Genomic DNA, 23667 nt, shown 5'->3' with positions numbered 1-23667 from the left:
CCTCCCGTAGGAGTCTGGTCCGTGTCTCAGTACCAGTGTGGGGGATCATCCTCTCAGACCCCCTACCCATCGTTGTCTTGGTGAGCCGTTACCTCACCAACTAACTAATGGGCCGCATGCCTATCCTATACCGAAAAACTTTAATCATAGAAACATGCGAATCCATGATGTTATGGGGTATTAATCCAAATTTCTCTGGGCTATCCCCCAGTATAGGGTAAGTTGCATACGTGTTACGCACCCGTTCGCCACTCGTCAGCGGATTGCAAGCAATCCCTGTTACCGTTCGACTTGCATGTGTTAGGCCTACCGCTAGCGTTCATCCTGAGCCAGGATCAAACTCTCCGTTGTAAAAAATCGGAGTCCCGAATAAACGGGACAAGTTGTTGAGTTTGATTCCTCTCAAAGGGAATTTGCTTAACTAGGCTATTACTTCAAAATCTCAAAGAACTTCATGCTCCTCATAAGGAGCTAAAATTTTTCTAACTGATTGGGTCGACAAAGATAGAATCATATCTGATAACCCTATCTGCTTCATTGAAAAAATTTCAAGAATCCGACCTCAAAAAGTGATGCCTTCCTTCGAAAGCGGGTGCAAATGTAAAGCAATTTATTTCACCTCCAACTATTGAAGTGAAAAAATTTGAAATTATTTCGATTTGGCCTTGAATGCACCCATGGCCGTGAACTTCTGAATGCGTCTATCTATGCGAACTTCTGGCTCTAGAGCAGCTACCTTCTCGATATTCGCCTTGATCTCCTTGCGCATATTCTTGTACATCTCCTCTGGATGTGCGTGCGCTCCTCCTATAGGTTCTTTGATAACACCGTCTATGAGTTTGTTCTTGAGCATATCCTTGGGTGTGAGCTTCAGCGCTTCTGCGGCAATCTCCTTCTTATCCCATGTTCGCCATAGGATGGATGAGCAAGATTCTGGTGAGATGACCGAGTACCAGGTGTTCTCCAACATAAGCACCTTGTCTCCTAGACCTATACCTAAAGCACCACCGGAGGCGCCCTCTCCTATTATGATACATATCAGAGGGACCTTGAGCCCGATCATCTCATAGAGATTGCGTGCAATAGCTTCTCCCTGGCCTCGCTCTTCTGCCTCAATACCCGGATAGGCTCCAGGGGTGTCGATGAATGTCACGATGGGTTTCCCGAACTTCTCAGCTAATTTCATCAGGCGAAGCGCTTTTCTATACCCTTCAGGATTGGCCATTCCGAAGTTGCGATACTGTCGGAGCTTGGTATTCTTTCCCTTCTGCTGACCGATGAACATCAATGTCTTTCCATCGACCTGCCCGAAACCGCCTACCATAGCCTTGTCATCCTTGACAGAGCGATCTCCATGGAGTTCAACGAATGTGCCTTGGGTAAGTGCTTCTATATAGTCCAAGGTATAGGGCCGCTCCGGATGCCTACTCACCTGGACCCGGTCCCAGGCGCTCAGGTCCGAATAGACCTCCTTGGTCACCTTGCTCATCTTCTTCTTCAAGTCGTTGATGGACTTGCTGACATTCGCATCACCTTTTTGATTTATCCGTTCAAGCTCTTCTATCTGGTCTGATAGTTCTTTTATCGGCTCTTCAAAAGGAAGGAAAGTTCTCATTGAATAGGTTTTGTGTCTGCAAATGTAGCCTCTCTAATGATCGGATTATTTCGGTGCTCTTCTATATAGGTATATGGCGACCACTCCAAAGAGCACATTGGGTATCCAAGTGGCAAGCAGAGGATCGAGACCGGCATTAGTTGCGGATACAGTGGTCACTTTCATAGCGAAGATATAGAGCAGTACGATGAGAAAGCCTATCGCTATCTGAACTCCTATGCCTCCTCGAGTCTTCCTGGAGGCGACTGAGACACCTATGAGGGTCAGGACATAGGTTGCTATTGGATAAGAAGTGCGTTGATGTTTCTCAATGAGATAGAAGGGCATCTTATCCGTACCAGTCAGTTTTTCCTTCTGCAGGAATTCTTCCAGTTCGAAGTAGTTCATCGATGAAACGAACTGCTTGCTCTTGCCTAATTCTTTGATATCAAATCCGAGCAGGGTATCCAGTCGCGCTCCTGATCGGATGATTTCTTGATCACCGTATTCTCTGATGCGATAGTCATATATAGTCCATACTCCTGTCTGCTCATCTTGCTCAGCTCGGGTGGAGAGCAACTTGAATTTCAGGTCCCCTTTATCCCATTTCTCCAAGGAGAATCTTGTGCCCGTGTTATCCTCTACTCTGACATTGTAGAAGTACACGATAGTCCCTGGTCGAACTTCCATATGGATGTCCTTGTCTCGATTCACATTCCGCTTCTTGTAGTACTCTTCTTCAAAGGCCACTCTGGTCTTATTGGCCTCTGGTATGATGAAGTGATTGAGGATCAAGCTCGAAATGACCAGCAATGTAGCGGCCACAAAAAAGGGCCTTAGCAATCTATTGAAGCTCACACCACCGGCCAGGATCGCAACGATCTCGGTACGCTGCGCCATGCGACTCGTGAAGAATATCAGGGCGATGAAGATGATCAAGGGGCTGAATAGGTTCCCATAGTACAAGATGAAGTTGATGTAATAATCTACCACCACTTGCTGTACAGTAGGTTTTGATTTCATGAAGTCATCGATCTTCTCGGAGAAATCGAATACTACAGAAATGGTCATCAACAGGGCGATGATAAAGAGGAAGGTGCCTAGAAATCGTAGGATAATGTATCGATCGAGTCGTTTCACTTTGAATCAGATACGTTGGGTCAACTTCTTCCTCATGAGCGTTTTCCAAGAAGAGAAGGTACCTTCTTGGATATGGGATCTGGCCTGTCTCATCAATTCGAGATAGAAAGCCAAATTATGTACGGAACAGATCTGTGCACCCAACATCTCTTTTGAAACGATCAGATGTCTCAGATATGCTTTAGAATATCGGCTATCCACCACACTGGTCCCATTTTCATCCAAGGGTGAATGGTCATTCTTCCATTTCTCGTTCTTGATGTTGATTATCCCCTCTGAGGTGAACATCATTCCGTTTCGGCCGTTTCGTGTAGGCATAACACAATCGAACATATCCACTCCGAGAGAAATGCACTCCAGTAGATTGCTCGGAGTACCAATTCCCATCAAGTAGCGAGGGCGATTCTTGGGAAGGATTTCCGTGGTCAAGTCGGTCATTTTATAGAGCTCCTCCTCTGGTTCACCTACAGAAAGCCCTCCGATAGCATTGGCAGGAGCCTCTTTAGAAGCGATATATTCTGCTGATCTCTGACGAAGATCCGAAAAGGTCCCTCCCTGGACAATGGGTATAAGGGTTTGCTCGTACCCGTATAGCGATTCTGACACATCCATACGCCCGATACACCTATCTAGCCAGCGATGGGTCAGCTCCATAGACTCCTTTACGTATTCCCTCTCTGAGGGCCAAGGAGGACATTCATCAAAGGCCATAATGAAATCAGCACCGATCTTTCGTTGAATGTCTATCGCTGACTCCGGAGTGAAATCATGTCTGGATCCATCGATATGCGATTGGAAGCGGACACCTTCCTCTGTGATCTTCCGATTATCTGCCAGAGAATAGACTTGATAACCGCCACTATCTGTAAGGATAGGTCCTGACCAAGAATTGAACTTATGAAGCCCTCCTGCTGATTGCAGTATATCTGTACCGGGGCGTAAATAGAGATGATAGGTGTTACCGAGTATGATCTGAGCCTTGATGTCATCTTCAAGGTCATCCATCATCACACCTTTGACCCCTCCTAGTGTACCGACCGGCATGAATATGGGGGTCTCGATATCACCGTGAGCAGTAGTGATACGGCCACTCCTTGCTCTGGACCCAGGGTCTGTATGAAGTACTTGGAATTCCACTCGGGCGGCAAAGATAGTTCTGCAGTGTTGTGAGGATCAGCAATGACTATGCATGTGAATAAGTAGGTTGGATGAATCCTGACTTTCTATCCGCCTTTGAATTAATTCGCCCAAAAATGTTCACAGCGTACTTCATCTGTATTCTCGGGTTTACCAGCACCGCCATCCTCATAGGGTATTACCTCTTGATATTCGATAGGATCAGGCGCCAAGGTGATGTTCCATCCGATGGACCCTCTCCTCCTATATCTGTGATCATTTGTGCTAGGAATGAGCATGAGAACCTGAAAAAGAACATTCCATCTATCCTAGCTCAAGACTATCCGGACTATGAAGTCATCATAGTAGATGATGCATCGTGGGATGGAACTTCAGAGCTGCTTGCGAAATGGGAGCATGAACATCCGATACTGAGAGTTGTTACGATAAGTGAGGAGCAGAAACGGACTGAAGGAAAGAAAATGGCCTTGACCTTGGGTATCAAGCGAGCCCAACATGCTCTCCTACTACTGACCGATGCAGACTGCAGACCGCGGACCGATCGATGGATCCGGGCGATGAGCAAGTTCCCGACCAAAGACATCGTATTGGGATACGGAGCATATGAGAAGAGCAAGGGCCCTCTCAATCTGCTCATACGATTCGATACTTGGAGGACTGCTGTATTTTACCTAGGAGCTGCACTGGCCGGTAGAGCGTATATGGGAGTAGGCAGGAACCTACTATACACCCGATCCCTCTACGAGAAGACCGGTGGATTCCGAAAACATTATCATCTGATCGGAGGGGACGATGACCTTTTTGTCAATCACAACAGCTCTGCACAGAATACAGGCGTGGTCACGAATGAAAATGGTCATACACTGAGTACTCCACCGGACACTTGGAAGCGATGGTTCAGACAACGAAGGAGGCATATGAGTGTGAGCCATGCCTACTCTGGTAAGAGCAAGTTCTTCATAGGAACATATAATCTAAGCAGTATCATTTTCTATGTCAGCATCCTGTTTCTCTTCACTTCATCTGTACCTTGGTACATCCCCCTCGCCCTCTTTCTGATAAAAACCCTCATCCACTTGTTGATTTCTATCTATCCTGCTAGAGAACTCAAAGAGAATGAGATGGTAGTTTTACTCCCTATACTCGAGCCTGTAGCGTTGATCATGGACTCGATAGTGAGTATCAGCGCGATTGGACGAAGACCAAAAGCATGGAAGTAGCGAAGACGAATCTTTCTGATAAAGCCCGATATGATTATGAACTTGTGCAGCAGGCGGTCAATGACTCCAACCAACAGGCCTATGCTGAACTTATGGGCCGCTACAGGGATTCCATCTATTTCATGCTGCTCAAAATGGTCAATAACAAGGACGATGCGGACGATCTGACCATAGAGGCATTTGGAAAGGCCTTCTCCAGACTGCATCAATACACGCCTAGCTATGCCTTCAGCACGTGGCTCTTCAAGATAGCATCCAACAATGCCATCGATTTCATCCGTAAGCAAAAGAAGAAGATGCTCTCATTGGACAATGAGTACAAGAATGAAGACGGTGATAAAATGAGATTCGATGTGGAATCCGATGGTCGGAATCCAGCAGAAGAGGCTATGTACAAGCAACGGGTAGAGCACATGCATGCCATCGTCCAGAAACTGAAGCCCAGATACAGACAACTGGTGGAATTGAGGTATTTCAAGGAGTACTCATATGACGAGATCTCCAAAGAACTCGATCTCCCTCTGGGAACGGTCAAAGCACAACTGTTCCGAGCACGGGAATTCCTCATGAACCTCATGAAGGACGATCGGGACAAGATCTGAGTCCCACCATGTACAGCTTAGAAGCCATCTTCGGCCTCTTCCCAGGATTAACTGATAACCAGAAGATCCAGTTTGCAGAACTCCTTCCTCTTTACAGGACCTGGAATGAACGGATCAATGTCATCTCGAGGAAGGATATGGAGAATTTCTACAGTCGTCATGTACTCCATAGTCTGGCCATAGGTCATTATCACCAGTTGGATGACGGTCCCGTCCTGGATGTGGGTACAGGAGGAGGATTCCCGGGCATTCCCCTAGCGATATTATTTCCCGAAACACATTTCACCTTATTGGACAGTATCCGGAAAAAGCTGCGCGTGGTAGAAGCTGTAAAAGACCATCTCGAACTGGACAATGTGACCACCCTGCACAGCAGAATGGAAGATGTCAGAAGCGGATATCGCTACATCACGGGAAGAGCTGTGAAGAGTTTCCCTCAGATATTCCAATGGCTCGAACACCTTATTCCTGATCCTGGATCCGATCAGACTCTGGATATATTCTATCTGAAAGGAGGGGATTTCAATGATGAACTCTCCCAAGTTCTCTTGCCATATACCATACATGAATTGGACAAATGGTTAGAAGACGACCCCTTCTTCGAGACAAAGAAATTAGTCCACTTCTATACCAGCAGGTCCTGAGATTGATCCTGCAAACGATTCAATTCGGCATACAGACCGTCTTCTCGAGCGATCAACTCATCGTGGTCACCTGCTTCTACAATGCGACCACCATGCATGACAAGGATCTTATCTGCACCTCTGATGGTAGACAGCCTATGGGCGATGACCACAGATGTTCGACCTTTCATCAGGTTGACCAATGCACGCTGGACCAATACCTCGGAAGAACTATCCAAGCTACTGGTGGCTTCATCCAATATCAAAATACGTGGGTCTTTCAATAAAGCTCTGGCAATAGCAATACGTTGCTTCTGCCCTCCAGATAGTTGGATACCCCTATCGCCCACCAAGGTCTCCATCCCCTGATCGAATCGATCGATGAACTCCAAGGCCTGTGCTTTTTCGGCTGCAGCATGGATGGCCTCATCACTTGCTCCGGGTCTTCCATACTGAATATTCTCCTTGACCGTACCTCCAAATAGTAACACCTCCTGTGGAACATAGGCCATTTGTTCCCTTAGAAAGGAAAGGTCGTATGATTCAAATGGTCTTCCATCTATAGTGATAGATCCTGTACTTGGAGTATAGAATCCTTGAATCAAAGAAGCGATAGTGGACTTACCTGCTCCTGAGGGTCCCACCAAAGCCACTTGTTCACCTGGATGGACATGGAAAGAAACTTCACGAAGTACCTGCACGTCCGGTCGACTTGGGTAGTGAAAGTCCACCTCAGAGAATGTGATACTTCCTGAAATATGCTCTTCCCTCTCATTTTCTTGCGGTTTGGCCACACTGACAGGTTCTGCATCCTCTTCCAGAATATCCAATACACTTTCTATGGCCCCCAAGGCTTTCTGTATAGCCGAATACTGAGAGGCGAATCCACCGAAAGACGCTCCGATCATCACCGTATAAAGCAGGAAGCTGATGAAAAGCCCAGGCTCCAATCCCTGTTCGATCAACATACTACCCACACCCATGACAATGGCTATGGATCCAAAGAGGAAAATGATGATGAAGGCCGCGAATATCCCTCTCCAGATAGAGGTCTTGATGGCGATCTTCTTGACATCATCAATTCTGTCCGAATACCGCTCTATTTCGAACCATTCGTTTGTGAATGATTTCACATTGATGATCCCCGTCAGGGATTCCTGTACGATGACATTGGATTCCGCGACCAGATCCTGAGTTCGTTTGGATAAGCGTCTGACAAAGCGACCAAAGAAAACAGCAACCACCATCATGACCGGAAGGGTGGCCAACATGACCAGGGCCAGTTCAGTAGAGATATAGAATAGAAAAGCCAGGCCAAGAATGATGACGATCAACTGCCGTATGAACTCGGCCAATGTCGTGGTGAATGTCTCTTGAATGGTGGCGATATCCGTGGAGATACGACTATTGAGCTCCCCTACCCGCTGATCAGAGAAGTAGGTCATCGGTAATCGCAATATGTGCGAGAACAAGTCCTGGCGGAGGTCCTTGATCATGTGTTCTGAAACATAGCTGAACACATAGACTTTGAGAAAAGAGATCAGACCTTGGGCCATGAATACGATGAATAGCAACACGGCAACCGTACGCATATCCATGAGATCCAATTGCATATCGGCTATCTCGAAAAAGGAAGTCGCACTCTCATCAGAAAGACCGATACCGGCCAATTGTCCCATGAGCCTAGGAACGAGCAGGGTTGTGATACTGGAGAAAAGCAATAGCAGCATGCCCAATCCGAAGAGGCCCTTGTAGGGTCTCAAGTAGACCAGAATGGATCGAGCGCGTAATAGATGTTCCTTCTTGATCGGTCGTTTCGTGCTGTCTCCTGTTCTACTCATAGTCTATGGGGCGCGAATTTACTGAAGCACCAGACAATCATGACCATCAAATTCATGCACACACATTTGTTGCGGTATGATTTTTCTCTACATTTGCGGTCCGTTTTCAAAAACGAAAGATCATGAGCAAGCGTACTTTTCAGCCTTCGAATAGAAAAAGAAGGAACAAACACGGTTTCAGAGAGCGAATGAGCTCAGCTGTAGGTCGTAAGGTATTGAATGCAAGACGAAGAAAAGGACGTAAGAAGCTGTCAGTTTCTTCAGACAAGCTTCATAAGCGATAAGATCAAGAACCTATTGAATTAAGAAAGGGGAACTCATTGAGTTCCCCTTTCTTTTTTTGCCTTAAGTCATGGCAAAAAAAGAACCCCGCTCGAATGAGCGGGGTTCTTCAATAATATATTTCGCCTATCAGTTGGCTACGACCATTCTCTTGGTGATCTTCTTGTTACCAGAGATCAAGGAGTACTGGTACATTCCTACTGCGGCACCGGTCATGTCCACTTCAATGAAGTGTTGACCTGGAGCGACTGTCCCGAGGACCTGCTCGCTGATCAGTCGACCTTGACTATCGGTAAGTTGGAATACGAGATCCATGCTCTCATCCAGGGAGTACTGGATGGTAGTCAGACCAGAGGCCGGGTTTGGTACGTTCTGACCCAACTCAACAGCCAGTTCTTCGAATTCCAATATTCCACTTGGACCGGTAGTGAAGCAATCAGGCTCGTCTACTATCAAGCGGATAGCTGGAGTCTCAGGTTCGGTCAGGAACCAGACGAAGTCTCCAGCACCGGTCTGATTGATTCGTCCAGAAGAAAAATCCGTATCCGTACGCTCATTGGCCAACACCGTAAGATTATTTGGAGAAATCTCATCATTGACCAAAGCAATGAAGTAGAACATACCTGGCTCCAGTAGCACTTCATCATCGAATTCTACGTAGATGTTGAATGATTCCTCGATACTTCCTGGGATGTCTTCTGGTTGGATTTCGTAGAAAGTCGATAGGAATACAGCATCGTTGACTGATTGTGTAGCCGGATCGTATTCGTAAGTGCGTATCTCAGCTTCGAATTCCGAGTCACAATTCGGTCCGAGTCTCACCAAGGCACCTATTCCCACAGAACCTTCATTCGGTACAGTGTAGTTGTTACCATATCCTACATTCTCAAAGAATTCAGGATCATCGGCCTCACGTGCCTCCCATTCGAGGTCCAAGGCTGTCTCATCATCGTGACCATACATACACGTGGTGTACTCGATCACTTTCTCCATCACGTCATCCTCAGGGAAACTCTGCACCTGATCGGAAGAGATCGTTGAGCGGACGGTATATGTTCCCGTCTCACTAGGAACCCAGTTCGTAGCTTGGTAGATAGTGTCTTCGAAGACCGGGCAGACCAAAGAATTGCGTTTTGCAGGTAGATCGAAAGGATCGGATACTACTGTAGCAACTACATTATCATCAGAATCCAGCACTTCAGAAGTGATGATCACGTTGGTCTGGTCATCTTGACCTGTGTTCTCATACATGGTACCGATGATCAGTCCTCCCTCAGCTTCAATGATAGCTTGCTGGATAGGAGTAACTCTGTACTCATATATATTGAACACATCTCCGTTCGTGAGCTGGTTGATCCGTAGATCGTACTGATTCGGGTTCTCCGAGATTGCGATATCATCGATACCCCAGAAGTAGTGGGAGTATCCTCCAGCGAAGTCTGCATTGTAACCAAATCTCACAAGTACACTGGCCTCATTGGCAGCGGCACATGAGATATCGATCAATGTCGTTGTGACTGGACCTGACCATTCGTTGGCAGACTCGATGAACTCTTCACCTTGCGCAGCAAATTCTGTCCACGTGGTTCCTCCATCTATACTAACTCCGAGAGTGAGTGGTGAAGGAGAGAAACAGCAATATCTAAAGGTCTGTTCGAATTCGACCAGGACAGTATTTCTAGCTGAACAGTCCAATTCTGGAAGCGTCATAAATCCTTGGACATCTTCAAAGCCATCTGAGATAGGTGTATTCCATAGATCGCAATCGAATATGGCCCAGCCATTGGATGCAGTTGTGGAAGTCAATGCCAATTGGTTACCACTGAATTCACCTGCTGGACTAGCCGATGTAGCCATCATCCATATGGGAGTATCCCCTCCGGAATCCTCCACAGTGATAGCACCGTTCTCACCATCGAATCCATTGGAGAATGTCTCGGTGTAGAAGGCTACTCCTTTATTCAAGAAGCTGGTGGGCTTATTAGCAGACTTGACGATGCTTTCGACACGGTCTTGCTTGGTCAGGGATGTTGGGTAGGTGACTTCTTGTGCGACCAGTCCGCTGATCAGAAGAAGACCCAATGCTGTTGTAACTAATTTTTTCATCAGGTTTATCTATTCATTAACATTAGTGGGCGTCAAAAGTAATGGAATTAATCCCCTTAGCGGAGATCAGACCTTACAGAATAGGCAACACGATGCGCAAGCAACTTGAGAAGCTATTGTAAGGAAGGATCAGCCTTCATGATAGAATCGGCCAGACGGGACTTGAGCAGATCATGTCCCACCTCATGTACAAGGGCATGTTGCGGGTTTCTATTCAAATAGCTCCATTCCAATACTTTAGCCGCATCGATCAACTTATCGAAGCGTCCAAGGTGGACTATGATCGGAATTGATCTCAATTCCAACTCACGACCTATCCGCTCTACTTCAGGTCGGATACATCTGAGAAAAGTCCAAGTATTGTAAAGCTGAGTACAGCGCTCTTCAGACCTAGTATTCTCCAAGGCGACCTTGAGTAGTTTTTCATCCAAGAATGGTGTCCGTACCAATATTCGACCTAATCTATTCAGAACTCCTCTATATGCGGGCAGCTTTTTAAATGCCATCCTCCCAAGGCTATTTCGTGTAGCAAAGCGATGCCATTGATTCTCCATGAATCCGTCAGGTGCTAATAGCATTACCTCATCTATGTATTCAGAAGGTATTTCCTGTGCTGCGCTGAGGACCAAGCGAGCTCCCATGCTGTAGCCCATAAGGGAAACTTTGGATACGTTCTGCTCCTTGATGAAATCGATCAAGAATGATCTCCATTCCTCAACGGTCAGACATTGAAGAGGGTCGATCGAAGAGTTCTCTGAGTCAGAATCTCCATGAAAGAAAAGATCGAAAGCGATGAATCGAGTATCCTGCAAAGGACCTAGCAAGGGCTCGAAGACCCTAGCGCGCTGGCCGAAACCATGAAAAGCCAAAATCGTTCTTGACCCCTCACCATAGGTGTGATAGGCCAGTGTCAATCTACCCTGCCGATGGAGGCCGATACTATGATCCAACGCTTGCTCGTTCTGACCGGTGATCAGTTCTTGATGAATACCTTCTCACCTTGATTCCCCTCATTGTCTACGAGCCTGAGGGTATAGATACCGCTCTTCAAAGCTCTCAGTTTGATGGTCGAGAAATCCCTATTTCCGTATTTCTTGTCAGAGTGAGTCAAGACAACTTGACCCCGGGCATCCACTATGCTCCAACCGGCAATGGCTGCAGTGGACTGGATGGTCAAAAGATCGACTGCTGGATTGGGATATACAGAGAACTCCATCTCGTAGGCATCGATTCCAGTTGTGGAAACACATTCCGTTCTGATCGAGTTGAAATAATTGATGGCTCCCAACATAGCAGGTAAAAAACAATCTCCATGATCGAGTGGACCTAGTTCTATCGCAGCCACATCGGGAGCACCATTGGTCTGCATAGCGGCCAAGGCATCGGTCGAGTTGGTATAATCCACCTGCTCATCTTGCGTACAGTAGTACATGCGCACTCCACGTTGTGGGGTCCAGTCATAATTATCATTGTCGGCCAAGGCTAGTCTGAAGGGATGATCCATATTGGATTCAAAATCGGAGTAATAGGCCGGAGTCAGAAGATCGGTGATGACCTGAGGCAATTGAGGGTTGAGATTGGCCATACTGTAGGTGGTGTTGTTCCCATCGAAATACGGCACTACGATACCGTCATAGGGATCCTGAAGAACATCGGAATAGGTTCCATAAATGTTTCCATAGGCCAATTCATAACTAGAGAGCGCATAGACGATGTATCCGGGATTGGAATAAGGTTCTCCAGAAAGGATGGTGGCGGTCTGTGAGCCACTCAGATTGTAAGGACCTGATCCAGGGGCAGAACCCAATACATTGAACTCATCCAGTAGAGCGTTGTCCTCGATATACTTGTGCAGTGCCATGGCAGCATGACCACCTTGGGAATAGCCCGTGATGAGTAATTCTCCATTGTCAGCCTCATCGATAGTGACCAGGTGCTCGCGCATGGCCCGAATGAGATCCACTCCGGCAGTAGCCTCTGACTGTGCATGGACATAGGGATGTAGACCGGGGCTATCTCCCATTCCTATATAGTCAGGAGCGAGTGAATAGTAGCCCAGAGAGGCGATGAATTTACCGATGAAGGCTTCTGCATTATCCCTACTCGGCACATTCTCTTTATTGAGCACTGTACCGTGATTATAGATACTGATCGGAAACAATGTACACTCGTCACTCACTGGTTTGGAAAACGCCCCAGATGCGATAGTAGCATTCCCATTGGCATCTACGGTATTGTAGACCACCTTGTAGAATTCCACATCATATTCTGCCTGTTGACCCGGTACTAGATCGAGTTCTTCCGCTGTGTAGGTATCCAACAGCTCGATGCTCACCAGATACTGGGCGTAGCTTTGAACTGCAGAGAACATGAAAATAAGTGCGAGTAGAATTGTTTGACGCATGGTAGATATTTAAGAGCGTGAATATAAATGAGTTGAGTAAATGGCGTTGTTTTTCCATGGGGCTATGCTCGTAATGCTGAGCATCCAATCCATCGAGTCGATCGGGAAGCGTGTACTTTTGAACCCATGCCATTGGATACCATCATCTCGCTCAAGGATGCACAGATATACCAGAAGGATATGCTTGTGCTGAGCCATGTCGACCTTCAAGTCGATAAAGGAGAATTCGTCTACTTGATCGGTAAGACCGGAAGTGGAAAAAGCTCCTTGTTGAAGACACTGTACGGTGAGCTCTTACTCAATGAAGGTGAAGGGACAGTGTGCGATTTCGATCTACGAAAGCTCAAGAAGAAAGAAGTGCCTCACCTGCGCAGGAAACTGGGCATCGTATTCCAGGATTTCGAGTTGTTGATGGACCGGTCGGTAAATGCCAATCTGGATTTTGTTATGCGGGCCACCGGCTGGAAGAGCAAGCATGAGATCGAGAAACGCAGAGAAGAAGTGCTGGACAAAGTAGGACTAGCGACCAAGGGCTATAAGATGCCTCATGAACTCTCAGGAGGAGAGCAACAGCGGGTGGTGATTGCCCGGGCCTTGCTCAATGACCCTTATCTCATCTTAGCGGATGAGCCGACCGGAAACCTGGACCCGGCCACTACCGAAGAGATTCTCCACTTACTCTCCGAGATATCGAAGAACGGGCGGGCTATCGTCATGGCGACCCACGACTACACGCTGATGAATAACTACTCTACCCGTATCATCAAGTGTGAGAATAATCGCGTGATCGATCAGGCTGTGACAGCCTAGTGGTCATACTGAACCTGGAGAGAATATTTCTTCCAAGACCTGCTCTTCGTTTTTCCAATTGATCGATTCTCTGGTCCTCCTAGCGGATTCCTTCCATCCTTGAAATCGCTCCCTAGCGGAAAAAGCCTCTTCTACACCTTGAGCAATACGCTCTGGTGTGACCTCATCGATGATCCACCCGATCGAGTGTTCCAGGATAAAACGTTCCGTCTCCACCATGTTGCTGCTCAGGACTGGAATTCCTGCTGCCATATAATCCACCACCTTGTTGGGAAGTGCATACCGATAATTGGCATTGGTCCCTTTGTCCAAACTCAGACCCAGGTCTGCATTGAAGGTGAACTGCATCATTTCCTGGTAGGGCATCTTGGGTCGGAATTGCACACGACCTTCTAGACCCAGCCGAGCTACCTCACTCATCATCTGCGCCAGCCTATCCCCTGAACCTACGATCAGCAGCTGATATTCTTCTGGTAGAAGTGCCATGGCCTGCACAGCCTCTTCCCCTCCTCTATCCAAATTGAGCCCAGCTCCCTGCATGATGAGGATCCGCTTATCCTCAGGCAGGCCCAACTCCTTTCGTGATCGTATATGCTCCAGACCCTCGATATCCGGGTAATTGTGCACCACTTTGACGTCCACCCTGTACTTCTTCTGATAGATATCTGCTATCGACCGATTGACCGTATAGACCTCTTCCAGTTGGGGGAAGATCCATGACTCTATCGTCAACCATACCTTACGCGCCCATCGCCCTTCCAACTCTGGGACTTCTGTGAAGTACTCATGACTGTCGTAGACCAATCGCTTCCCTCTCCTGAATCTGAAGGCGAGATAATTGGCCAGCAAAGTGTCGAGATCGTTGGCCAGGAGTATATCTGCCCGATTCTTCAGGAGGAAAAAGAATAGCCTCAGGTTGTACTCAAAATAAAAGAGAGGTCCTTTGGTAAAGGCCAAGCGCATGCGATGCGTGCGATAGGGTCTGGAGATGGGCAGGCTCCCTTCGAGTTTCCTACCGACCAGAATAACCTTGAAACCATTTCGGTGAAGAAAAGCACAGGTCTTCTTCACCCGTTGATCGGTGACCAGGTCATTGGTAACTGAGACGATGATGCGTTGAGGCATGTGGTAGCGGACCGGAATTCAATGCCGAATATTCCATTTTATTATGTGGAAATGCCTCGCATGAGCTGATCTTATGCACCAAAAGCTTGTGCATCTTCGCCAGCAGATGGACTTCCAGCAGAACATATCGCTCAAGGCCTACAACACTTTCGGTCTCGAGGTACGTGCTGAGCAATTTGCCTCATTCAGCAATGAAGAAGAACTTGTAGAGGGTCTGGATCTCTGCCACGCTGAGCCTTCTCTTATACTAGGTGGAGGGTCCAATATCCTCTTGACGAAGGATATCCCAGGCCTTGTGTTGCGAAATGAGATCCCGGGTATCGACATCAGTCCTTGGAATGACGAGACCTATATCGTTCGGGCCGGTGCTGGAATGGTCTGGCATGATCTGGTGAGCTATTGTGTGGAAAATGGTTTGGGTGGTATCGAGAACCTGAGTCTCATCCCGGGTTCGGTAGGAGCTGCTCCCATGCAGAATATCGGTGCCTATGGCGTGGAGATCAAGGATGTATTCCATGGTCTGGAAGCCCTACATATCCCCACAGGAGAAGTACATCGTTTCGGTCTGGAAGAATGCAGATTCGGATATCGGGAAAGTGTATTCAAGCGAAGCCTGAAAGGTCAGTATGTCATTACCCGACTCGAATTGCGTCTGAGCAAGAATTCCACTCTCAACACGAGCTACGGAGCCATCGAAGCTGAATTGGAACGACTTGGGAAAGCACCCAGCATTCAAAGTATCAGTGAGGCGGTGATCAACATTCGCAGAAGCAAGTTGCCTGATCCACAGAAGATCGGCAATGCGGGTTCTTTCTTCAAGAATCCGGTCATCGAATCAGAGCGCTTCGAAGAAATCCGTTCTCGCTATCCGGACATTCCTAATTATCCCGCCCCACAAGGCGTGAAAGTCGCTGCTGGGTGGCTGATTGAGCAAGCAGGATGGAAAGGAAAGGATCTGGGGGGTTATGGAGTTCATGATAGACAAGCCCTTGTCTTGGTGAATCGCGGACAGGCCACCGGAGAGAAACTCTATCGATTATCTAAAGATATCATAGCCTCAGTCCATGAGAAGTACGGTATCACTCTCGAGCGGGAAGTGAATGTGATATGAACACACGGGTTCGTACGCAAGGTTTACTTTTGCCCAAAATCTAGAACATGGCAGACGAGAAGAAACCCAAGCAGGGACAATTGAATATCGAATTGAGTGAAGAAGTGGCCGGAGGGGTCTATTCCAATCTGTGCATCATTACGCACTCTCAGAGTGAATTCGTGATGGATTATATACGTGTCATGCCCGGTGTACCCAAAGCCCAAGTGAAGTCACGTATCATCTTGACGCCTCAGCATGCCAAGCGTCTCTTGCGTGCTCTGAATGATAACGTGAAGCGATTCGAGGCTCAACATGGAACCATCACTGAAGCCGCTCAACCGGATATCAATCTACCGATGAACTTCGGTGGACCGGCAGGTGAAGCCTAAGTCTTTCCAGCCTTCTATTTGTTTGAAATACAAGTTCAGCCAGCAGAAGTCGGGCTGACTGCAGATTTATACTGATCCAGTACCTCTTTGATCTGAAGGATGATCGGAGTACGCTCGTCCTGCTCTTTTTCTTCGAGATAGTCATCCACATTGAGACTGGCCACGGCTATGACATCCATATCGAACGGGGGCTCGAGATTCTCAAGAATGGTCAAGACTTCGAAAGCGGTCATGTAGTCGCCTCTCAGCCCGGCATTGACAATGACATCCAAGTGCTCGACCGGCTGGTACCCTGAGTTCCAGATACTGGTCAAGATGAAAGGATGATGTTCCTTGAATCGCTCCTCTCTCAGCAAGCCTACAAGAGCCACATCCCCTCCCTCTAATTTCATGCTGGAAAGCATTTTGGTGAGTTCCTCTTTAATGGGACCTTCTTCAGCTTTTACATACACATCCATGAGGGCCGGAATCTCATCGGCAGTTCCACTTTTGGTAATGGTCTTGAGGGCCTTCATCACCTTGGAGTCATCCTTGTCAAATAGGTCGAGGATGGCTTGTTTGAGGGTCTTTGATTTCTTTTCGGCCATGTGTCTAATTTCTTGCTCCGAAGATACTACTCCCTATTCTCACCATAGTACTCCCTTCTTCGATCGCTACTTCAAAATCACCAGACATACCTATTGATAGAGTATTCATATCCAGTTTTTTATCATCTTCTAATTCAAGTATAGAATCATGAAATTTCTTGAGCATTTTGAACTCTGATCTTACCTGACGCATATCATCTGTGAAGGTGGCCATACCCATCAGTCCTCTGACATTCACATGCTCGAAACCTGTCAATTCCCCACTGGAGATCAGCTCCTTCAACTCCTTATCATCGAAACCATATTTAGCCTCTTCCTGTGCGATATGTACTTGAAGTAGCACATCTACTTTCCGGCCTATCCTAGCTGCCCTTTTCTCGATCTCTTCCAAAAGTCGGATACTATCCACGGCATGGATCAGATGTACGAAGTCGATGATGTATTTGACCTTGTTGGTCTGCAGGTGACCGATCATATGCCAGCGGATGTCTTCGGGCAATTCCTTGTGCTTGGACTGCATCTCTTGTGGTCGGTTCTCACCGAAATCACGTTGACCTGCGTCATAGGCTTCTCGGATCATTTCCACCGGTTTGGTCTTGGACACCGCCACTAAGGTGACATGATCAGGCAGGCTCTCTCGGATGGCTTTCAGATTCTCCTTGATCATGATCAGTGCTTCTTCAAGCTGTATATGGTCAATGCACTGCGCAGCTTGGGTTCGACCCAAGTACTCTTGGGAGGCATGGTCTCTCCCCTATCTGCTACATCGAAGATCTCCTTGACCTGAGTGGGATAGAGCGCAATGAGCACGTCTACAGTTTCATCTCGTAACGTCCTTTGGACCCCATCCAAGCCTTCATTTCCACTCAAGAAATGAATGCGTTTATCGTTACGGAGGTCGGTGATATCGAAAAGTGGCTCGAGAATGGCTCGAGAACAGAGTTCGACATCGAGTAGTTCGACATCTATCTCTTTAGCTGTCAGTCGATAGTGACATCCGCTGATGTAGATGTACAATTCTCCATGCTTGTTTGGGATTTCTACCTCATCCAATGGCTGGACATGGAAGGAATCTCTCAGACCTTCAAGTACTTCTTCTCTATCGAGTTCTGCATCCAGTCTCAATACGCGATGAAATGCCTCTATATGCATCTGTGAAGCAGGTACGAGATAGGACATGAAGAAATCATGAGGTGCTTCGGTGCCATATGTGCCGCCATTGACCTGCTCGGTCAAGCGGGCTGATGAGGCACAGCGATGGTGTCCATCTGCTATGTAAAAGGATTGCATCTCTTCAAAGGCATTCCGTAAGGCGATCACATTCTGCTCATCATCTACGCGCCATAGACTATGACGCACCATGTCTGTCGTGGTGAAATCATAGAGGGGAGGATCTTTCTTGACCTCATCCATAATGACTTCTACATCCTTCCTATCCCGATAGGTGAGTAATACCGGTTCGGCATTTATCCCCGTGATGTTCAGATACTTGGTGAACATCTTCTCCCTCTTGGAAAGGGTCAGCTCGTGTTTCTTGATCTTTCCATCCACATAATCTTGGCTAGAGGTAGCACAGATAAGCCCTGTAAATGCGCGGCCTTGATTCTCATAGTGCTGCCGGTAGATGTAGAACGCAGGACGCTCATCTTGTATGAAATAGCCTTGGCCATAGAATTCCAGGTATTTCTCCCGTACTTTCTTGAAGTACTTCTTAGAGCCTGGACGGGCGGCATCCTCCATCCCATGGTCGGGATTGATCACATGTATGAAGGAATATAGATTGCTGGATAGCTTGTGGGTAAGGGCCTCGTGGTCATAGCTGATGTAGGACCTGGACACTACCAGATGCACCTTATCCGGTGCGGGTCTAATAGCGCGGAATGGTCTGACCAGCGGCATATCAGCCTTTGAAATATTGGATCAGATGATCGGCCAATTCCAGACCGATACGATCCTGTGCTTCTCCGGTAGCAGCTCCGATATGCGGTGTGAGAGCGATCTTCTTATGCTTCAGTACATCCTCGCGTGGTGTAGGCTCGTTCTCAAATACATCCAGCGCAGCATAGCGCAATTTACCTGCATCCAAAGCTGCCATGAGCGCATCTTCATCCACTACTCCACCGCGGGCGGCATTGACGATAGAAGCCCCATCTTTCATCTTCTTGATCTCGTCAGCTCCGATCACGGCCGATCCATCGTCCTGCTTAGGGACATGTAGGGTGATGAAGTCACTCTGCGCGAGCAGCTCATCCATCTCCACTTGCTCTACCGGAGCCTTCACTTCTCCTACTCCATGGATGTGGAGGCTTATCTCAGAGACTTGTGCATAGGGGTCAGTGACGATGACCCGCATCCCTACTCCAATGGCGCGTTTAGCAGTAGCTTGGCCTATACGACCAATGCCGACCACTCCCAGTGTTTTGCCCGCCAGTTCCACTCCTTTGGCATATTTCTTCTTCAAGACCTTGAACTCAGTGTTGCCACTTTCAGGCATCTGACGATTACTATCGTGCAGGTGTCGTGCACAGCTGTAGAGATGCCCCATGACCAGTTCTCCTACCGAATCAGATGATGCAGCAGGGGTATTTTGGACCTTGAGCCCTTTCTCTCGGGCGTAATCCACATCGATATTGTCCATTCCCACACCGCCCCTGCCGATGAATTTGAGGCCTGGACAAGCATCGATCAATTCTTTTCTGGCTGTGGTAGCTGAGCGGACCAATAAGGCTACATAGCCTTCATTGTTAATGGTATCAGCAAGAGCATTCTGATCCACCTTATCAGTGACCACGGTGAAGCCATGGGCCTCTAGTTTTTCTTTTCCAACGGCTGATATGCCGTCATTAGCAAGGATCTTCATAATCGATTCAAGAGCTATAATTCAAGATTCAAGAGTTCGGATTCATGGGGATTCAAGCCCCTTTCTCCAATTCTTGCATACAATCCACCAATACCTGTACAGACTCCAGCGGAAGTGCGTTGTACATGCTTGCGCGATATCCACCTACGGAGCGATGCCCTTTGATCCCACTGATGCCGGCCTCGTTCCAGAGGCTGTTCCATCGGTCGGTCAAAGACTCATCGGTGAGAGTGAAGGTGGCATTCATATGTGAACGGTCTGTGACTTCGGCCACACCTTGAAAGAGTGGATTGCGGTCTATCTCTCCGTAGAGTAGTGCAGATTTGGCCTCATTGCGTTCTTGAATGGCCTTCACCCCTCCGAATTCCTTGAGCCATCTCAAGTTGAGCATGGCCACATACACGGCAAAAGCTGGAGGTGTATTGAACATACTGTCCTTGCCTATGTGCACCTGTAGATCCAGCATCGAAGGTATTTCCCGTCCTGTCTGACCGAGAATCTCTTCCTTGACTATATAGAGCGTTGCTCCAGCAGGTCCCAGATTCTTTTGCGCGCCAGCATAGATGATGTCGAATTTGGAGGCATCTATCTCTTTGGAGAAGATATCCGAGCTCATATCGGCCACGAGTGGAATATGTGATTCCGGTATCTGATGGTACTGCGTACCGAAGATGGTATTGTTGGTAGTGATGTGCAGATAGTCAGCATCAGAAGGTACGGTGAATCCCTTCGGGATGTATGAGTGATTCTTATCCTCGCTGGACGCTATCACTTGAGCATCGCCTACTCTCTTGGCCTCCTTGATGGCCTTGCTACTCCAAGTGCCTGTGTTGACATACGCTGCTTTTCCACCCTCGGCTTTCATGAGATTCAAGGCGGTGATCAAGAATCCCAAGCTCGCACCTCCTTGTAGATAGAGTGCGGTATACCCAGCAGGTACATTCAATACTCCCAAGGCACTTTGGCGCGCCTCTTCCATGACTGCGACATATTCCTTGCTGCGGTGAGACATCTCCAGAATACTAAGTCCTGTACCATTGAAATCGACACAGGATCGAGCTGCCTGTTCCATCACCGTTCTAGGCAGGATACAAGGCCCCGCACTGTAGTTGTGGATCTTCTTGGTCATAACGTTTTCCATCATGCCGCGAAGGTAGGATTAAGGCACGGAGAATGAAATGGTTTTATCCACTGGAGTCGGAATATGTCAAGGATCTCATGAGTGGCTATGAGCGGATTATAAGGTCGTTGAAATCCCCGAGATTAAAAATATCAGACTCCTATCTCCAATCAGGCCATGTACCCTGTTTCTCCTTAGTTTTGGTATGCGTATGAACCTCCGTCCTAGCTACCTCTCTCTTCTCCTGGGTTTTGTCCTCTTTACTTCAGGGCTCTATGCGCAATATGACTCCCCATACATCGTCACTCCACAAGTCTACAATGGAAGAGATGTAGCTTGTCTCGATGCCGATCAGGACGGCTATCAAGACATCTTGGTCGTAAATAATGCAACGAGAACCCTCGCATTATTTATAAATGATGGTTCGGGTGATAGCTATGAATACGCCCAATCGTTAGTCTTTGATGACGCAGTGAACGACCTACGAACAGGAGACTTCAATGGAGATGGCATGACCGATCTGGTCACATCACATTATGAGCTTCAGCGCATCATGCTCCACCTCAATCAAGGGGATGGTAGTTTCTCAGACCCCATACTGGTGGCAGAGAATCCATCCAACGCGAGTGAGTTCTATGGTGATTCCACAGAGGATAATTTCGACATCGGGGATATGGATGGTGATGGGGACTTGGACATCGCCTCCACAAGGCGCGACTGGGATCGTGTGATCTGGTGGCGAAATGATGGCACCGGTCATTTCGGGGTGGATAATGTAGTGGACTATACATCCGATGGTGCGGGCTTCATGAGGTTGGTGGATATGGATGATGATGGCGATCTGGATATAGTGACCACCCACGTGGCCGATGATTTCGTTTCTATCTATCCGAACAATGGAATCGGCCTATTTGATTGGCCCACAGTCATTGCAGGCGAATATTTCCGAGCGCGTGGTGCAGATATGGATCTGGATGGACTCACTGACATAGTGGCCTTCGAGAATATCGGGGTCTCGGGCTTCAAAATGGTCTGGTTGCCCGCTCTGGATTCGACTAGCTATGGACCCCCACAGGAATTGACCGAACTCTATCAGAATTTCATCACTTGGGAACTGAATGATCTTGACCAAGATGGAGATAAGGATATATTCTTCACATCCTATGTCCCCTATGCCGATACCGCTGAATATGAGCTTCCTTCTACCATTTTCATGATCGAGAATTTGGGCTCGGGCTTATTCTCAGAACCCTTACCCATTCCGTGTGACCGACCGTATGTACTCGGTCTTGATTTCTGCGACATGGATAACGATGGAGATCCGGATTTCTTGGCCAGCAGCTCTGGTCTGGCTGGAGCTCCTCTTCCTCTGTCCTTAGATGATAATTCTGTGATCAAATACGAGAATCTCGGTTCGGGGCAACTCGGTTCTGAAGAATTGATACCCAGCACCAAAGCCAAGTCTTTCGCAGAAATAGATCTAGCCGATCTGGATGGTGATGGCGACCTCGATATCCTAGCAGCTGCTGAAAGGCATATAGATGTGTTCTGGTATGAGAACGATGGGAATGGACGATACTTGGTAGAGCATGAGTTACCACCTGTAGATTATGAACCTATCAATCAGATTGGAAGAGCAATAGCAGTCCATGCCATGGATGTCGATGCAGATGGAGATATGGATGTCATTTCCTCCAGAGCCGGAAATACCGGATCACCTGATTTCGACTACGTAGGATCCCAGATCATCGTTCATACGAATGATGGAGAAGGTAATTTCAGCTACGAAGCACAGTACGGTACTGAATCCTTAGAAGGTGATGAGGTCAGACATTTCTACAATGCGGACCTGGACAACGATGGAGATGAAGACCTCTTGTTCTCCCAGCTGGATTATCGGGCCAATTGGAAACGCAATGACGGTACAGGTATCTTTTCCGATACCTGGGGTATCTACCTCTGTTATAATAATCGACACACACTCACTGCCGATATGGATGGAGATGGGCTGTTGGATATCATCTGCAATGGCACCAACATCATTTTCAACAACGGCACGGATGAACCTTTCGGCCCTGGTTCGAACAACAATGAGACTTTATGGATAGACCTCCCGCCAATTAATAATATCAGGGCGATCGATATCGCTGATTGGGATGAGGATGGAGATACGGACATCCTCATTGCAGGCTATGGAGATGGAAAGATCGTACTGGTAGAGAATCTCGGAGAACTGGAATTCACCTATCACATCCTTACCGAGCAAGCGCTCTCGCCATTCTTCATCCGATTCAATGATATGGATGGTGATGGAGATTTGGACGTTTTGTATGTGACTCGAGAGAACCAGACAGTTTCTTGGCTGAAGAACCAAGGCTACTTCTTCGACCCGGATCCGATCGTCATCATGAGCCCTCCTGCAGCTACTGATTGGCCATTGGATGTGGAAGTAGGTGATCTGGATAATGACTCCGACCTGGATATAGTAGTAGTCGGTGACTACACGATCAGAACCTTGGAAAATCGATCAGGAGAAGGATGCACTGATCCGGCTGCATGCAACTTCGACCCTTCTGCCTATGCCGATGACTTGTCTTGCTGTTACTCGATTTGCGGCTGTCCAGATAGCACCGCGACCAATTATGACCCAGCAGCAGATTGCAATATAGGCTCCTGCTTATATGATGTTACAGGCATGGTGTTCTTTGACGAGAACGAGGACGGGGTATATAAC

General features: G+C 47.6%; 21 protein-coding genes and 1 rRNA gene. 8 read left to right on the top strand and 14 right to left on the bottom strand.

What is annotated here, in order from left to right:
• The 4 genes from HKN79_10620 to tgt all read right to left on the bottom strand — a co-directional run.
• Nucleotides 1–356: ribosomal RNA gene (locus HKN79_10620) — 16S ribosomal RNA — on the bottom strand; the annotation flags it as partial.
• Nucleotides 357–649: 293 nt separating this feature from the next.
• Nucleotides 650–1615 (bottom strand): acetyl-CoA carboxylase carboxyltransferase subunit alpha, encoded by a 966-nt coding sequence (locus HKN79_10615; GenBank protein NNC84019.1) that lies wholly within the window; start codon nucleotides 1613–1615, stop codon nucleotides 650–652.
• Between the two features lie 45 nt (nucleotides 1616–1660).
• Nucleotides 1661–2734, bottom strand: a complete 1074-nt coding sequence (locus HKN79_10610) for a YjgP/YjgQ family permease (protein NNC84018.1) — start codon at nucleotides 2732–2734, stop codon at nucleotides 1661–1663.
• 6 nt (nucleotides 2735–2740) lie between these two features.
• Nucleotides 2741–3871, bottom strand: coding sequence for a tRNA guanosine(34) transglycosylase Tgt (tgt, locus tag HKN79_10605; protein ID NNC84017.1), 1131 nt, complete (start codon nucleotides 3869–3871; stop codon nucleotides 2741–2743).
• A 116-nt stretch (nucleotides 3872–3987) separates the two neighbouring features.
• Here tgt and HKN79_10600 point away from each other — a divergent pair, with 116 nt between their 5' ends.
• The 3 genes from HKN79_10600 to rsmG are packed head-to-tail and all read left to right on the top strand — an operon-like array spanning nucleotide 3988 to nucleotide 6337.
• Entirely contained in the window at nucleotides 3988–5091 is a 1104-nt protein-coding gene (locus HKN79_10600; GenBank protein NNC84016.1) for a glycosyltransferase, read from the top strand.
• Nucleotides 5082–5693, top strand: coding sequence for a sigma-70 family RNA polymerase sigma factor (locus HKN79_10595; GenBank protein NNC84015.1), 612 nt, complete (start codon nucleotides 5082–5084; stop codon nucleotides 5691–5693). The genes HKN79_10600 and HKN79_10595 overlap by 10 nt, the downstream gene beginning before the upstream one ends.
• A gap of 8 nt (nucleotides 5694–5701) precedes the next feature.
• Nucleotides 5702–6337, top strand: a complete 636-nt coding sequence (rsmG, locus tag HKN79_10590; protein NNC84014.1) for a 16S rRNA (guanine(527)-N(7))-methyltransferase RsmG — start codon at nucleotides 5702–5704, stop codon at nucleotides 6335–6337.
• On the opposite strand, the gene HKN79_10585 is transcribed toward rsmG, so the two are convergent.
• On the bottom strand, nucleotides 6319–8157 hold the full coding sequence (locus tag HKN79_10585) for an ATP-binding cassette domain-containing protein (protein ID NNC84013.1): 1839 nt from the start codon (nucleotides 8155–8157) through the stop codon (nucleotides 6319–6321). The genes rsmG and HKN79_10585 overlap by 19 nt on opposite strands.
• Before the next feature lie 122 nt (nucleotides 8158–8279).
• On the opposite strand from HKN79_10585, the gene rpmH reads away from it, so the two are divergent.
• The gene (gene rpmH / locus HKN79_10580; GenBank protein NNC84012.1) at nucleotides 8280–8441 is read left to right on the top strand and encodes a 50S ribosomal protein L34; all 162 of its coding nucleotides are present in this window, start codon (nucleotides 8280–8282) and stop codon (nucleotides 8439–8441) included.
• A gap of 127 nt (nucleotides 8442–8568) precedes the next feature.
• On the opposite strand, the gene HKN79_10575 is transcribed toward rpmH, so the two are convergent.
• From HKN79_10575 to HKN79_10565, 3 genes are all read right to left on the bottom strand, one after another.
• Nucleotides 8569–10545, bottom strand: a complete 1977-nt coding sequence (locus HKN79_10575) for a T9SS type A sorting domain-containing protein (protein NNC84011.1) — start codon at nucleotides 10543–10545, stop codon at nucleotides 8569–8571.
• 113 nt (nucleotides 10546–10658) lie between these two features.
• Nucleotides 10659–11495, bottom strand: a complete 837-nt coding sequence (locus HKN79_10570; GenBank protein ID NNC84010.1) for an alpha/beta hydrolase — start codon at nucleotides 11493–11495, stop codon at nucleotides 10659–10661.
• A gap of 23 nt (nucleotides 11496–11518) precedes the next feature.
• Nucleotides 11519–12949: a T9SS type A sorting domain-containing protein gene (locus HKN79_10565; GenBank protein ID NNC84009.1), complete on the bottom strand. Its 1431-nt coding sequence runs from the start codon at nucleotides 12947–12949 to the stop codon at nucleotides 11519–11521.
• A gap of 126 nt (nucleotides 12950–13075) precedes the next feature.
• On the opposite strand from HKN79_10565, the gene HKN79_10560 reads away from it, so the two are divergent.
• On the top strand, nucleotides 13076–13759 hold the full coding sequence (locus tag HKN79_10560) for an ATP-binding cassette domain-containing protein (protein NNC84008.1): 684 nt from the start codon (nucleotides 13076–13078) through the stop codon (nucleotides 13757–13759).
• 3 nt (nucleotides 13760–13762) lie between these two features.
• On the opposite strand, the gene HKN79_10555 is transcribed toward HKN79_10560, so the two are convergent.
• The gene (locus HKN79_10555; protein NNC84007.1) at nucleotides 13763–14884 is read right to left on the bottom strand and encodes a glycosyltransferase; all 1122 of its coding nucleotides are present in this window, start codon (nucleotides 14882–14884) and stop codon (nucleotides 13763–13765) included.
• A 106-nt stretch (nucleotides 14885–14990) separates the two neighbouring features.
• Here HKN79_10555 and murB point away from each other — a divergent pair, with 106 nt between their 5' ends.
• Both murB and HKN79_10545 read left to right on the top strand, forming a co-directional pair.
• A complete protein-coding gene (murB, locus tag HKN79_10550; protein NNC84006.1) occupies nucleotides 14991–15995 on the top strand; it encodes a UDP-N-acetylmuramate dehydrogenase in 1005 nt (334 codons plus the stop codon).
• 47 nt (nucleotides 15996–16042) lie between these two features.
• A complete protein-coding gene (locus HKN79_10545) occupies nucleotides 16043–16366 on the top strand; it encodes a DUF3467 domain-containing protein (GenBank protein ID NNC84005.1) in 324 nt (107 codons plus the stop codon).
• 35 nt (nucleotides 16367–16401) lie between these two features.
• Here HKN79_10545 and HKN79_10540 read toward each other — a convergent pair whose 3' ends face one another.
• From HKN79_10540 to serC, 5 genes are read right to left on the bottom strand one after another with little or no spacing between them, the layout of a single operon-like run.
• Complete coding sequence (locus HKN79_10540) at nucleotides 16402–16953, bottom strand: hypothetical protein (GenBank protein ID NNC84004.1); 552 nt, start codon at nucleotides 16951–16953, stop codon at nucleotides 16402–16404.
• A 4-nt stretch (nucleotides 16954–16957) separates the two neighbouring features.
• Nucleotides 16958–17623, bottom strand: a complete 666-nt coding sequence (locus HKN79_10535) for a YggS family pyridoxal phosphate-dependent enzyme (protein NNC84003.1) — start codon at nucleotides 17621–17623, stop codon at nucleotides 16958–16960.
• Nucleotides 17623–18852 (bottom strand): DUF1015 domain-containing protein, encoded by a 1230-nt coding sequence (locus HKN79_10530; protein NNC84002.1) that lies wholly within the window; start codon nucleotides 18850–18852, stop codon nucleotides 17623–17625. Before HKN79_10530 ends, HKN79_10535 begins: the two co-directional genes overlap by 1 nt.
• Nucleotide 18853: 1 nt before the next feature.
• Nucleotides 18854–19813, bottom strand: coding sequence for a D-2-hydroxyacid dehydrogenase (locus HKN79_10525; GenBank protein ID NNC84001.1), 960 nt, complete (start codon nucleotides 19811–19813; stop codon nucleotides 18854–18856).
• Nucleotides 19814–19865: 52 nt separating this feature from the next.
• The gene (gene serC / locus HKN79_10520; protein NNC84000.1) at nucleotides 19866–20942 is read right to left on the bottom strand and encodes a 3-phosphoserine/phosphohydroxythreonine transaminase; all 1077 of its coding nucleotides are present in this window, start codon (nucleotides 20940–20942) and stop codon (nucleotides 19866–19868) included.
• 196 nt (nucleotides 20943–21138) lie between these two features.
• On the opposite strand from serC, the gene HKN79_10515 reads away from it, so the two are divergent.
• Nucleotides 21139–23667: VCBS repeat-containing protein (locus tag HKN79_10515; protein ID NNC83999.1), on the top strand; the 2529-nt coding region annotated here is incomplete at its 3' end.

The sequence above is a fragment of the Flavobacteriales bacterium genome (assembly GCA_013001705.1).
GTDB lineage: Bacteria > Bacteroidota > Bacteroidia > Flavobacteriales_D > JABDKJ01 > JABDLZ01.
The sequence above is the reverse complement of the archived record's forward strand: the minus strand, read 5'-3'. Positions and strand labels throughout refer to the sequence as shown.